A 12,974-nucleotide genomic window follows, 5' to 3' on the forward strand; every position below is an offset into this window, starting at 1 on the left:
TAAAATGTTGTATCTGGTAACGATGGACGTCTTACGAAAATGGACGGGGCGAGTACAGAACTGGGGCCAGATTCTCTTGCAGCTATCCGTTTTCTTCGAGGAACGAGTTCAGCCGTACATCCGCTAATAAAGAAAGGCTCCATCCCCGAAGGGATTCTTCTTTCTCTCCACCAACGGAGTCAAGGGTTCGCTTCGCCTTACGCCCTTGACTCCATTGACCCGAGAAAGATGTCCCAATTAGGGGATGAAACCTTTTCATATAACGGTTGATTGAGTTTACACGAAATTCTTGACAGACCCTTCTCATGTAAAAGAAGTCGCAGGTATGTTGATACAGCAATTCATCTTACCTTCAACGGGGATACATTGTTGCATAAACATGTATTCGATACCGATCTTTGGGGCGACCTTTTATCCCTTGTGAGTCGATTTATCAAATTTAATTTTGCTAGTGTTCAATTCACTAGCACACAGAGTTATTTCTCACTAGTAGATTTTCCGAATAATACAATTCAATATTCAGTTAAAGCGTCTGACTCGGTTTTTGATTTTGAGATAGAAACGATTCTGCCTAAAAAGGAATTTGTCGAATTCATCCTAGTTGAAACCATAAAATTTAGTGAATTGATGATAAAGTCCAGCTTTAACAAAAAATATTATGAAGACAGGATTAAAAAGGCTACTCAGTGGTTGCATTGTGTTGATTTTTTGTAATTAGAAATGATTAGAGTCATTGAATCTAGGTTCACTATTCCACAAAAATGGTGCATGAGTAGATGACCGGATGCCTGTAATACAGCGGCATCAGGATGAAGCAATCTGGCTTGATCAGGGAGAACTTTGAAGCCAATCTTTTGCAGCCACTGCTCGTGCCATTTGACGACCATGATGAGATGGGTTCTGAGGATTCATTTTGATATATTCGGGGACTCTTTTTCCGGTCTATAATCAATAGCATAGAAAGCTAATCACCAGCCGCCTACGGGCGGTATTTTTGCATTTTCAGTCAGGCCTACTTTCGTGAAACGATTCCTGCTAAATGTCAGAATTGAAAATATACATCCCACAGGGGATTGGTTAATGAAACGATTCACAACTGTATTACATGAAGCTCTCATAACTTCTGTACTATTTAGCTTGCAGGGAGTCGCTTGGCACAGGAAAAGAATGGTGAAGCTATGGAAGAACAGCAGGAGATCGGGCTCATCGAAATCGGCATGGCCCAAGTGATTTACTTGGAAACGCCCTCAGGCTACTGGTATGTATTAAAGGAGGGAAAGCATGTCTACCTCGATTATGATAAAGTCTCCTTTCAGTATAAATTGGTGGCAGGATTGTCTAGGGGAACGGATTATCTGTATCAATATGACCAGAACGGAGTTTGCTCAAAACCATCAAAATAATTGTCAAATAAGCAGAGGGATGGCAATATTCGTTTACTTTAATCCATGATGAAGGTATATCGAGCAGGGCAGACTCAGAATCGAATAAGGTGGTTTTTGTACAAAAAGGTGTATTTGTAATTTTATACCTATTGCTCGTAACCATTCTACATCCGATACCTCAAAGTGTGGGTATTATTTCCTTTTTGCAATATAGATTGGATATCCAACATAACGATCACCATGAGTCTTCCATCTGTATGGAAACCTTTACAGAGAGGAGGAGACTGAATGCCCAATATTGAAGGTGTCAACATCCAGCAGTCAAGCACTGAACGCAAGAGCTACGTGGTTGTTGGAGCCATTCTATCATGCAGCAGCGGAAGTAAACAGAGTCGGCTGAAAATGCCGTTCAGCCATGGTGTTTTTGTAAAAGGAAAGCCGCAAATGAACATCATGGATTTTGTTCCCAACGTAAATATCATGCCCTTTGGAAAGTGCAGTAGCTTACAAAATCCCACAGTCGCTTCAGCCACGGCAGCTAACAACGGTGTACTTACGCCAATGCCGTGCATACCTCTGACGACAATGCCATGGATAGATGGGAAAGCGGACAAAATGGTCGGTCGCCATCCGGCATTGCTAAATAAATCAACAAATATGTGTTTCTATTGTGGGCAGATCAAGATTGAAGATGACGGGCAGGATTTGGGTGGTGTGACAATAGGAAATCAGTCGTCACCAAATAGCGGGCCGTCTGCTGCTGATTTTGGACAAGGACCAGCTTGCGAAAAGCCGCAGGAAAAACCTAGCATGTGGGATAGTTTCGTCAAAGGAATCTCGATGCTGGGAGACGTTCCTGCTGCGATGCAAAAAGCGGCAAGTGAGTTGCCAGGGGCTTTGGAGAAAGCTGCTAATGATTTGCCAAAAGGTTTGAAAAAGGCAGCAGAGGATTTACCAAAGGGTATTGAAGTGTTTGTAAAGGAAGCCTTTATTGAGCCAATGCAAGAAGACTTGGATAAGTTGCGAGATGGTAAAGTTGATCTTGCGGATGGAATTGCAATTGGTGGACTTGCCTTGAGTGCACTTACGCTGGGGAGAAGTAAAAACATTAAGGATTTAGTGGATGCGGCAAGGAAAGGAAAGAAGGCAACCGGTAAAATTGATTATGTAGAAGAGACAACTCGCTTTGGTGGAAAACTCTACAGTGAAAAAGATTTGAAGCTTTTAGGCAAATATCTTGAAAAAAGAGGAGTAACATTAAAGGTTGGGGACGAATTTTTACCACCTAATAAGGGAGGAGCGTTCAACGCTAACGACGGTGAACTATATCTAAGAAGTAATCCAACCCAATATGAAGTATGGCATGAACTCTCGCATTATATTCAATATAGAAATATTGGAAAGGAGGCCATATTTGAAATTACCACGTACTCAAGGAAGAGTTCCTTACAATGAGTTGACACAATTTAATGCACCTGAACAATTTGTGTTCGATATGCTGTCTAATTCAAGTAAGCGATGGAATATGTTAAATGAAAGAGAAAAACAACATGCGATTGATTACATTTTGGATTATGGAGGGATTCGATGACAGAGAATGAAGCAAAACGAATAGCATTTGAGTTAGTAGATAAACATCCATCAGAACATTACACGTTAAATTTCATTAGTATTAATAAGTCTCGAGCAAACCCGAATAATTGGGCTGTAGCTTTTGAAGTAAGAACAAAAACAGGTAGTCTATTAGAAGGACCAATGTTTGTAATGGTAGACGATAAAAGTGGCGAAGCTTGGTTCTTCGGTTAATAAAACCAGGTAATTATTACTACCTTGAATAGATTTGCTTTTTAAGGTTTTTTTGTGGGTTACTTAGAGTCCAATGAATATCTTCTTCTCATTCTTACTAACATAACCTTTGCTTTACCTGTATGACAGTTTTCACGAATGAAGATGTTCGTATAGAAAGTCTGAAAAAAGTATACGTATATATGCACCTGAAAAGTTGACATATCTGACATATCTGACGTTATTGACGGTTTTTGAAAGTCAATCGATAAACGCTCTATACTAAGGCTACACACGATGAATAAGCCGCTCGGGTAAATAACCGGGCGGTTTTTGTTTTGGGTTCACTAATGTTTGAAGGAGTTAGAGCTTTAGGAGCAGGTTTATACGTTCTGTTCAGATTTCGAGGAGACAATGCTGTCCCTAAGGTCGTAAAAACGCCAATGTTATCACTTTGATAATTTGTACCTCAAGCACTTCTTTACTTCAAAACTCATACTTCTAAGCTCAATGACACTCGAACGCTCTAAAATGTCAAATCTGGTAAATTAAAGAAGGAATCTGTCGTTTCTAGTAGAATATAACCCTCATATAAGTAATTGAGGTGAAAAAGTTCCATGCTGTTTGTCCTATTTTCAACATTGGAATACCTTGCAATATTTGCTCTTATGACTACGCTATTTAGGTTCGGTTTTTTTGTGCATATCAATCGGATTCTCTTTGTGAGTCTGGTATTAATGCTTTTCTCGTTTGGGCTGCGACAATTTACGCCATATGGAGACTTTGCAACCATAGCTCAAGTCGTCATAATCTTTGGGGCATTAATCCTGGTATGGAATGTGAATTGGGGACATGCTGCCTTAATGACCATTATAACAGCTGGAATCTACTTGGGGATTCAGATGATGGAAGTGTTCTTCCTGACCGTCATAGGAACCTTAGAGACAATTGAATCTTTAGAGGATCGAACCATCAACACGGGGTTCATATTCCAGACAATCTCCGCACTCCTTACCTTTGCATTATGCTATGGACTTAGGAAATTTGGACTGCAATTTACCTTTGTCAGAGACGGAGCGCCTTTCTTTATTTACCATAGAATCAACATGGTGATTTTGTCACTGATCATTGTAACAGGTGTATTGATAACGGTCTTGTTTAAATTAGCAAGTACATATGGAATTGCTTCCTTAGTGTGGATTTTCTTTGGGATGGCAATCGGAATCACGATACTGGCATGGCTGGCTATAAAAAGGGATGGGGAATATGATTGAAACTCTTGCTGAAAGAATAGCCATACAACTAAAGTCGATCAATCCACATGAAACGAAGTCAGTCCCTACCATGAAATTTGGGCTAATCCTCATCATAAACATGCTGCTCATCATTACGATTAGCCTCATCATTTCACTCGTGGTAGGGACCTTTCAGGGAACATTACTCACATTGGCCGGATTTTTAGTACTACGTCAATTTTCAGGAGGATTTCACTATTCATCGTCTGTCTACTGCACCATGACAAGTATAGTGGGAGCTGTATTCATCCCTCTTATTCCTCTTCCTAATGATTTTGTCACCCCGATTATTATCATCACATTAGTCCTGGTAGCACTTTTTGCTCCGCAAGATATGGAAATGCAATCACGACTATTCAAACAAAATCAGATTGTACTCCTCAAGATCATCTCAATTACCATCGTTAGTTCATTATTTTTCATAGAAAGCGAGACACTGGTTAAAACCTTTTTTGTGCAAGCACTGACGCTAATTCCACTGAAAGGAGGTGGAAAAGATGAGAAATAAAGCGATGATGTTCGTAGCGAAGCATGTTTCAGCAATTGCTTCATTCGTTGCAGTACTGGCAGTAACTACAGCATCCTTTGGATTCGTGGGGAAACCTGAAATTCCAGAAGAATTAAAGAAATAAGGAGCAATGAGCGACACAGACCATTTCCCACTCGACTTCATATCGAACGGGGAAAAATGGTTGCCCCATTTGTAAATTTTAACTTTATAAACGGATCATTCATGTATGATTGTAAGGTACTTATAGACTGCTTCTTTCAGAGCGGTACAATTTATCTCACCCCCTTGGTAGGCAAGGGGGTTTCTTGTCTTTGAGCCTATTTCCTTAGCGTCGACAACTTTGTTTTATGAATCAGTAATGAAAGCGGACTGTCTCTTAGTGGAAAAAGCGACTTTTGAGACAGCCCCTTACTATTTTTACATACGCCTAACGCTTAGAAAGTGAGAATTTAGCTGTAAAATTCATTTTCTTCATATAGGAAGAATTCGCTCCAGCTTGAAATTGTACAGAAATATTGCCGTCTTTTTCTGCTTGGAAGACGCGTCCGTATGGTGAATTAGCAGGGTATGTACCAATCACTTGATTATCCGCATCAAAGACTGTATAAGAGATCGGGAATCCTGAATTGTTTACAAATATCGTCAGTTCTTCTCCCTTTTTAAGCAAAAAAGATTCTTTTTGCGTCACTTCGTATGAACTCAGAGAATAGTATTTCGTAACCTCTTGCGTGTCTAAAGCCGTTGTTGCTGCGCTAGCTTTTGAGACTTCTAATCCAGGCAAATATCCACCAGTAAGTACAGCAATACCTAATGCCCCTGCTAAAATAGCTTTTTTCATAATCGTAATGCCTCCTTTTTTGCTCATTCAAGAGCGAAAGTAAATATTTGGAAATTATAACCATTATAGTCTTGTTGAAAATGATTATCAATAATTTTTTTAAGAGATTACTCCCCGGCGTGGATAAACAGGACATAAAAAAAGAGAGTGATTCAATGGAATCAACATCCCCCTAAAAACGGCACACACATCCCTGTATCCGGACAAAAACCCTCATTCTCCACGCACAGCCTCTCCGTAAACCCGGGCTCCTCCTGCGCCAGAAATTTAAAATAACAAACAATTTCATGATTCCTTACAGCTAAACTATTCAACTGAAAATCCAACAAATACTTCCGATCCACATGCTGGTAGTACAATCCTTTTTTCGTAAACGGAGGAGGGTACACCTTGGAAGGCAAAGTCGGAATAATATCATGAACATTCACGATCCGAATACTGTTCGCTACAGTCTCATTAAACCGGGAAGCAAAGACAGGATCTCCGACACGAGGGCTCCCATACGTATACACAAAAGGTCGCGTAAACCTCGTATTCACGGCAATATCCAAGCCAGCAAGTACGGCCAAACCTCCCCCTAAACTGTGCCCCGCAACAAATAGTCTTTTCGATCTAGAGAGCTTGCTCAACTCCCGAATTAATTCATCTCGTGCGGATTGATAAATGCAAGTAAACCCGCGGTGGGTCTTTCCTGCCTTTCTGACAAAACCATAAGGGACTTGATACAAATCTTGATCAGACTCATTGTCGTTAAACGTGCGTGTTCCCCGAAAAGCAACCACGATACTATCTGGTGACTCGGCTACAAAACCAAATACCTCTGGCTCCGGCGTCTCAACCCCAGCCAATGCTCGAATCGTCAAGCGCTGAAGGTACCCTTTTGGCAAGACAAGAGAATCTGCTTCAAAAAGCTGATAGGCCTGATGGACCATGGCCGCAAGTAAAATCGCATCTTTGCTGTTATACATACGATCGATCATTCATGTGTCTCCCTTTCTAGGTTTCAAGGTTGTGAAAGCTAGCATTTCCCTTGAAACGGAATACACGTATCGGTATCGGGACAAAACCCCGGATTTTCCACACAGAGCGTTTGGGCGTAATCAGGGTCAAACTGAGTGAGGCTTTGAAAATAGCAGGCGATACTATCGTTGCGAGGTGTATTATTCAGTTGAAACGAGAGAGGAAACTTGTTTTTTACATGTTGATAGTAGATGCCTTCCTGGGTAAAAGGAGGCGGATACTTTTGATCAGGGAAGGTAGGGAAAGAGTCGTGAACATTGACGATGCGCAGGCTATTTGGAACGACTTTATTGAAGCGAGAAGCGAAGTGGGGGTCACCAATACGCGGACTGCCATAGGTATAAACGATTGGGTGTCTAAACTGCGTGTTTACCGCAATATCTAAAGCTGCCAGTACAGCCAGTGCGCCACCGTAGTTGTGGCCAGTAATAAACAGCTTTTTTGATGTAGAAAACTGATTTATTTTTCTGAGTAACCGATCTCGTGTTGACTGATACAGGCATGTAAATCCACGTGAGGTTTTCCCTGCCTCTGTAACAAAAGGATAGGGAATTTGCAGGATGTCATAGGCTGCCAAAAGGTCTGCCGGATATGCTGCGTACCCTCTGAAGGCAATGATGATTTCATCTTTTGATTCGGCCACAAAACCATACATATGTTCAGTTGGATTCTCTACGTCAGCCGAAGCTCGAATGGTGTATCGGAGTTGAAAACCTTTGGGTAAGACAAGCTCCCCTTCAAAATATAGTAGATAAGTCTGATAGCAGATGGCTGCAAGGAAAATGGCAGCCTGACTAGTAAACATGTTGTCTTCGTCCGAGAAAACCATGTAGACAAATTCCTTTCCAAACAAGTATAAGGAACTAACACTTTTGATGGATCGTACATCGAACGTTTGTCTGCCCCTCCCGATTGAAAGCAGGGCAATCCTATTTGAATGACTCCTACCATGAGCCTATGTTTTTACGATGGAATGCGTGCTTGTATAAGGAAAATATATGACTGCTTGTCGGACAGGAGGAAGAAAAAGGAAAAGGGCGCGTATGCAACGCACCCCATTACAAAGGTTTTGAAAGGATTTCAATTCCCACATCAATTGTTTTCTCTACTCCCATGAAGGTTAAAAATATTTTAGCCCTGTTTTTGTGCTTGTCCACTTTTTTGATAATGCCTTCCAGTCCTTTGAGGGGGCCAGACTCTACGATCACTTTTGAATTTTCTACATAAACTTTTGAATAATCGACAACCTCACCGTTCCCCATGAGTTGGAGTATCGGGGTGATTTCTTTTTCGTCAATGCTCGAATAATAAGCGCCCTGATCTTGCGAATAGTAACTACCGTTATTGACCAAACGCAAGCTTCTAGGAATTTTTTTGATTTTGTGGAACATTTCGTTAGTCATTTCAGTCTTAATAAGTACATATCCAGGAAAAATATTCTTTAGGACATTATACACAATGCCTGACTTTTTCTCAGGAACCAATCTCTTCGGCACAACGGACTTTAAAGACTGCTCATTAAAATAGAGTTTGAGGTACTTTTGAACGACTTCTTCTTTACCGGATTCTACAAAGATGGCATACCATTTCAAGATGAGCAATCCTTTCATTATGAAGTAGATTCGTAAGTATCTGGAGTGCTTACTGCTTTACCAAAAATAGGAATGATTGAGTAGATAAATTATCAAATTTTGTGGTATTATACTAAATATATCCAATTCTTTCGCGTTATGCAATAAATGCGGTTGTTGTAACATTCTGTATAAATAGAAAGAATCAGCTACATAAGCTTCTTTTCGAAAGTAAAATCTCTTAGGGAATTTAATCGATGTTTCGGCACGTTAAAGGAACGAGGGAGGTCATACGGAGAAACGGTAGTGTGTAATTATTTACCCACGAACCGGGGAAGCTCTGCCCTTTGGCATAGTCGTAGAACGAGAGAAGGCGGAGATTGGATTGCATGTGTTCCCACAGATTTTTACGAAAGAATTCGTTATAAAAAGTACAGATAAAGAGTTTCGTACCAGTTTGTGCATGGGCTACTTTTCTGTTCCCGTAGATTTTTTGACAATAGTAAAATTCTTGCACCCCAAAGAATTCGAGTACTATTTTCGTCTGGAATTTGAGCGGAGAGTAAAAAGCTACCTGACAGGGAGATATGTCGCCAAAAGAGCCATTTCGTTTTTGACTGGAGAAGACAGCTTAGATCGCATATGTATTGAACAGGGCATTTTTCATCACCCTGTCGCAAGCCTGCCGAATACAACCAATGTCCAAGTGAGTATCACCCACTGTGATGATTTTGCCGCTGCCATTGCTTTTTCGGAGGAACTACCGATGGGGATTGATATGGAGAGAATTAGCGTTGATAGAAATAAAGTTCTGGAGACGCAAATGACTGTGAAAGAGAGCGGCTTGCTGTCATCCTTGCCTTATTCCTATGAAACGACCCTCACTCTTTTTTGGACGGTCAAGGAAGCGTTATCCAAAGTTTTGAAGACTGGCTTAACAACTTCTTTTCATATCTATGAAATAAGCCAAGTAGAGGTAAGGGATGCGGTTGTGTTTAGTCTTTTTGACAATTTTCCACAATACCGTACTGCCTCCTATATCCTTGGTGACTATGTATGTTCGATCACCTATCCGAAAAAAACGGAGTGGAGTGTTGCTGTAGTAAAGGATCTACTTCAGGAGATAGAACAATCCATGACAAATCGCTTATGAATTCCCCATTAGCGGTCAATTGACCAGGCTGTGGGGAGTTTTCTTTATAAAAACCTTTTATAAAAACAAGGGGTGCATCATACATGGAAAAGCCTGTGGTGTTTATGTTTTCTGGACAGGGGTCTCAGTACTACCAAATGGGAAAAGACCTTTTTGATCAAAATCCGGTATTTCGCAAATGGATGCTTCGGCTAGATGAAAAGGTACATTCCCTGATCGGGGAGTCTGTCCTTGCCCAGTTATATGATGACACGAAACGACGAAATGACCTATTTGATCGCACCCTTTATACGCATCCCGCCATTTTTATGGTGGAATACGCTCTGGCCCAGGTTCTCATGGAAAGCGGAATAAAGCCCGACTATTGTCTGGGGAGCAGCTTGGGGGAGTTTGCGGCGGCGGCTGTGTGTGGGATCATGCCTGTGGAAGAATTGCTGCAACTCGTGGTTGAACAAGCCACCCTTTACGAAACGTATTGTCAGAAAGGGAGTATGCTTGCGATTCTCCACAATCCCGATTTGTATGACCAAGAGCCGCTCTTGCATCGAAATAGCGAGTTGGTAGCGGTAAATTTTCATTCGCATTTTGTCATTGCCGGAAGCAGTCATCAGCTACAACGCATGGACGATTATGTCAAAGGCAAAGGGATTATCTGTCAACGACTACCCGTATCTTACGCTTTTCACTCCTCTTACATCGATCCGGCTGAACCACATTATCGGGAGGTATTGAAACAGAAATCATTTGGAATTCCCCAGCTTCCCTTCGTATCGTGTGTTCATGGTGAAATTATGAAGGAACTGCCAGTTGACTACTTTTGGCAAGTGGTGCGAAAGCCAATGCAGCTTCCAAAAGCTGTCCAAGAGCTGGAGAAACAGCAAAGCTACATCTATTTGGATTTGGGACCAGCAGGAAACTTGAGTAATTTTACAAAGCGAAATCTGCGGCAAGATTCACAGTCAGAATGCTACTCGATTATCACGCCATTTAAAAAGGATAGCGAAAATGTAGAGCGCATCAAGCAGTTATTCTCAAAGAAAAGTTTGAAAACAAATAGAAAGGATGGCAGAAAAATGACCACATATGTTTTCCCAGGGCAGGGCTCCCAAATAAAAGGAATGGGGGACTCTCTTTTTGATGAGTTTCCAGAAATAACGGCCAAAGCTGATCAGATATTAGGTTATTCCATCAAAGAACTATGTCTGCATGATCCGGACAAACAATTAGGTAAAACGCAATTTACCCAGCCTGCTCTGTACGTGGTAAATGCGCTTAGCTATCTGAAAAAAGTGAAGGAAACCGGGAAAAAACCTGACTATGTGGCGGGGCACAGCTTGGGTGAGTACAACGCGCTTTTTGCATCAGGGGTATTTGATTTTGAGACAGGACTGCATTTGGTAAAAAGAAGAGGCGAGTTGATGAGTCAGGCCGTCGGTGGAGGGATGGCGGCTGTGATCGGGTTTACTTTGGAGCAAGTGGAACGCGTATTACATGAAAATAATCTGACCAGCATCGATATTGCCAATCACAATTCTCCCTCCCAATTTGTGATTGCAGGTCGGAAAGAAGATATCGACCGGGCCAACCCCATTTTTCAGGAAGCGGGCGTAAAAGTATACATACCGCTAAAGGTGAGCGGAGCATTCCATTCCCGTTACATGAGTGATGCGAAGCAGAGCTTCGAGAACTATTTGAATCAGTTCGCGTTTTCCAGTATGACCATTCCTGTGATTTCCAATGTTCATGCAAGACCCTATAAGCAGAACGATGTGAAACGGAATTTGGTTGAACAAATTACACACCCAGTGAAGTGGAATGACACCATTCGATATCTCCTGGCCGTGGGAGAAAACGAAATAGAAGAAGTCGGCCCTGGTACTGTGTTGACCAAGTTGGTTACTACGATCCGAAATGAAGCAGAGCCGCTGATCATAGACGTGGAAGAAGAGCAGGAAAACATGGAACCAGAGGCAAAGCCGGTTGCTATCACTGTACAGGCGGAAGAGATATCGAACAACGTGGAGCAGCCAAAAGGGATTACCGCTTCTTCGCTGGGAAATCAGCAATTTAAACAGGACTACAATCTGAAATATCCCTACCTGGCAGGAGCGATGTACAAGGGAATTTCATCGGAAAAGCTGGTCATAAAAATGGGGAAAGCCGGGATGATGGGCTTCTTCGGAAGCGGTGGCTTGCAGCTGGATAGAATCGAGCGAGCCATCCAACAGATTCAACGTGAACTACAGCAAGGGGAGCCATACGGGATGAATTTGTTGCATCATCCAAGTGATCCATCCATGGAAGAAAGAATCGTTGATCTGTATCTTGCCTATCAAGTGAGGGTGATTGAAGCATCTGCGTTTATGGCGATTACCCCTGCGTTGATTATCTATCGGGCTAAGGGATTAAGACGAGGGATGAACGGGCAAGTGGAGGCGGCAAACAAAATTTTTGCCAAGGTATCTCAGCCTGAGGTAGCAGAAGCCTTTTTAAGTCCCGCACCTGAGTATTTGATAGAAAAATTAGTGCAAGAACAAAAGCTTACAAGGGCAGAAGCGAGTCTGTTACGAGAAGTTCCGATGGCGGATGAGTTAACGGTGGAGGCGGATTCAGGAGGAAATACTGATCACGGCGTAGCTTCTGCTTTGATGCCTGCTATGATCAGGCTCCGAGATAACCTCATGCAAAAGTACGGATACCGTAAGCCGATCAGAATCGGGGCAGCAGGTGGGATTGGAACTCCTGAGGCTGCTGCGGTCGCTTTTATGCTTGGGGCCGATTATATTGTCACAGGTTCGATTAACCAGTGCACAGTGGAGGCGGCGACCAGCGAGTCGGTGAAGGATGCATTGCAGTTGGCCAATGTTCAAGACACTGAGTATGCCCCAGCGGGTGAGATGTTTGAAATGGGAGCCAAAATTCAGGTGTTGAAAAAAGGCTTATTTTTTCCAGCGAGAGCGAACAAATTGCACGACCTCTATCGTCAATACAACTCGCTTGATGAAATCGATGAGAAAACCAAGCAGCAGCTCCAGGAAAAGTACTTTAAACGCAGCTTTGAAGAAGTGTATGAACAAATAAAAACGACTTGCCCACCTCAGGAACTGAAAAGAGCGGAACGAACGCCTAAATACAAGATGGCGCTACTTTTCAAATGGTATTTTAACCGCTGTTTTGACTGGGCTTTGGATGGGGCCGAAAGCTATAAAGTAGATTATCAGATTTACTGCGGTCCTGCGTTAGGTTCTTTTAATCAATGGGTGAAGGGAACCGCTGTTGAAAGCTGGAGAGCTCGTCATGTTGATCAAATCGGTGAAATGCTGATCAAGGAGACAGCCAACCTTTTGAATCAGCGTATTTACGCCTTAACAGGTTCGAGCAAGTAAAGAAGGAATGACTCTCAAATAAGAAAGGAA

General features: G+C 42.1%; 12 protein-coding genes and 2 pseudogenes. 10 read left to right on the forward strand and 4 right to left on the reverse strand.

The features are described 5' to 3' along the window. The 8 genes and pseudogenes from M3630_RS26015 to M3630_RS26050 form a co-directional block, all read left to right on the forward strand. Nucleotides 1-127: pseudogene (locus M3630_RS26015) on the forward strand (IS256 family transposase); the annotation flags it as partial. Between the two features lie 1,024 nt (nt 128-1,151). Continuing rightward, the gene (locus M3630_RS26020; protein WP_251254007.1) at nt 1,152-1,403 is read left to right on the forward strand and encodes a hypothetical protein; all 252 of its coding nucleotides are present in this window, start codon (nt 1,152-1,154) and stop codon (nt 1,401-1,403) included. Between the two features lie 270 nt (nt 1,404-1,673). Then, nucleotides 1,674-2,090 (forward strand): annotated as a pseudogene (locus tag M3630_RS26025) (DUF4280 domain-containing protein); the annotation flags it as partial. Between the two features lie 9 nt (nt 2,091-2,099). After that, entirely contained in the window at nt 2,100-2,840 is a 741-nt protein-coding gene (locus M3630_RS31350) for a zincin-like metallopeptidase toxin domain-containing protein (RefSeq protein ID WP_483298477.1), read from the forward strand. Nucleotides 2,841-2,972: 132 nt separating this feature from the next. Beyond that, the gene (locus tag M3630_RS26035; protein ID WP_251254008.1) at nt 2,973-3,191 is read left to right on the forward strand and encodes a hypothetical protein; all 219 of its coding nucleotides are present in this window, start codon (nt 2,973-2,975) and stop codon (nt 3,189-3,191) included. Between the two features lie 596 nt (nt 3,192-3,787). Next, the gene (locus tag M3630_RS26040) at nt 3,788-4,444 is read left to right on the forward strand and encodes a hypothetical protein (RefSeq protein WP_251254009.1); all 657 of its coding nucleotides are present in this window, start codon (nt 3,788-3,790) and stop codon (nt 4,442-4,444) included. After that, nucleotides 4,437-4,973, forward strand: coding sequence for an accessory gene regulator ArgB-like protein (locus tag M3630_RS26045; RefSeq protein WP_251254010.1), 537 nt, complete (start codon nt 4,437-4,439; stop codon nt 4,971-4,973). The genes M3630_RS26040 and M3630_RS26045 overlap by 8 nt, the downstream gene beginning before the upstream one ends. Then, entirely contained in the window at nt 4,963-5,097 is a 135-nt protein-coding gene (locus tag M3630_RS26050; RefSeq protein ID WP_173608327.1) for a cyclic lactone autoinducer peptide, read from the forward strand. Before M3630_RS26045 ends, M3630_RS26050 begins: the two co-directional genes overlap by 11 nt. 306 nt (nt 5,098-5,403) lie before the next feature. On the opposite strand, the gene M3630_RS26055 is transcribed toward M3630_RS26050, so the two are convergent. The 4 genes from M3630_RS26055 to loaP all read right to left on the reverse strand — a co-directional run bounded on the left by M3630_RS26055 (nt 5,404) and on the right by loaP (nt 8,426). Next, nucleotides 5,404-5,814, reverse strand: coding sequence for a hypothetical protein (locus M3630_RS26055; RefSeq protein ID WP_251254011.1), 411 nt, complete (start codon nt 5,812-5,814; stop codon nt 5,404-5,406). A 161-nt stretch (nt 5,815-5,975) separates the two neighbouring features. Beyond that, a complete protein-coding gene (locus tag M3630_RS26060; RefSeq protein ID WP_251254012.1) occupies nt 5,976-6,794 on the reverse strand; it encodes a lipase family protein in 819 nt (272 codons plus the stop codon). Between the two features lie 38 nt (nt 6,795-6,832). After that, nucleotides 6,833-7,663 (reverse strand): lipase family protein, encoded by an 831-nt coding sequence (locus M3630_RS26065; RefSeq protein WP_251254013.1) that lies wholly within the window; start codon nt 7,661-7,663, stop codon nt 6,833-6,835. Nucleotides 7,664-7,892: 229 nt separating this feature from the next. Next, nucleotides 7,893-8,426, reverse strand: coding sequence for an antiterminator LoaP (loaP, locus tag M3630_RS26070; protein ID WP_251254014.1), 534 nt, complete (start codon nt 8,424-8,426; stop codon nt 7,893-7,895). A 370-nt stretch (nt 8,427-8,796) separates the two neighbouring features. On the opposite strand from loaP, the gene M3630_RS26075 reads away from it, so the two are divergent. Both M3630_RS26075 and fabD read left to right on the forward strand, forming a co-directional pair. Further along, nucleotides 8,797-9,558 carry a 4'-phosphopantetheinyl transferase family protein gene (locus M3630_RS26075; RefSeq protein WP_251254015.1) on the forward strand — a complete coding sequence of 254 codons (762 nt, stop codon included), beginning with the start codon at nt 8,797-8,799 and terminating at the stop codon, nt 9,556-9,558. A gap of 83 nt (nt 9,559-9,641) precedes the next feature. Beyond that, on the forward strand, nt 9,642-12,944 hold the full coding sequence (gene fabD / locus M3630_RS26080; protein WP_251254016.1) for an ACP S-malonyltransferase: 3,303 nt from the start codon (nt 9,642-9,644) through the stop codon (nt 12,942-12,944). Nucleotides 12,945-12,974 lie beyond the last annotated feature (30 nt).

The organism is Brevibacillus sp. MER 51 (genome assembly GCF_023714195.1).
Lineage (GTDB): Bacteria > Bacillota > Bacilli > Brevibacillales > Brevibacillaceae > Brevibacillus.

What these genes read in the sequence shown, in the direction of transcription:
- M3630_RS26035 (WP_251254008.1), top strand. Translation starts at nt 2,973, where the DNA reads ATGACAGAGAATGAAGCAAAACGAATAGCATTTGAGTTAGTAGATAAA.
- M3630_RS26040 (WP_251254009.1), top strand. Translation starts at nt 3,788, where the DNA reads ATGCTGTTTGTCCTATTTTCAACATTGGAATACCTTGCAATATTTGCT.
- M3630_RS26045 (WP_251254010.1), top strand. Translation starts at nt 4,437, where the DNA reads ATGATTGAAACTCTTGCTGAAAGAATAGCCATACAACTAAAGTCGATC.
- M3630_RS26050 (WP_173608327.1), top strand. Translation starts at nt 4,963, where the DNA reads ATGAGAAATAAAGCGATGATGTTCGTAGCGAAGCATGTTTCAGCAATT.
- M3630_RS26055 (WP_251254011.1), bottom strand. Translation starts at nt 5,814, where the DNA reads ATGAAAAAAGCTATTTTAGCAGGGGCATTAGGTATTGCTGTACTTACT.
- M3630_RS26060 (WP_251254012.1), bottom strand. Translation starts at nt 6,794, where the DNA reads ATGATCGATCGTATGTATAACAGCAAAGATGCGATTTTACTTGCGGCC.
- M3630_RS26065 (WP_251254013.1), bottom strand. Translation starts at nt 7,663, where the DNA reads ATGGTTTTCTCGGACGAAGACAACATGTTTACTAGTCAGGCTGCCATT.
- fabD (WP_251254016.1), top strand. Translation starts at nt 9,642, where the DNA reads ATGGAAAAGCCTGTGGTGTTTATGTTTTCTGGACAGGGGTCTCAGTAC.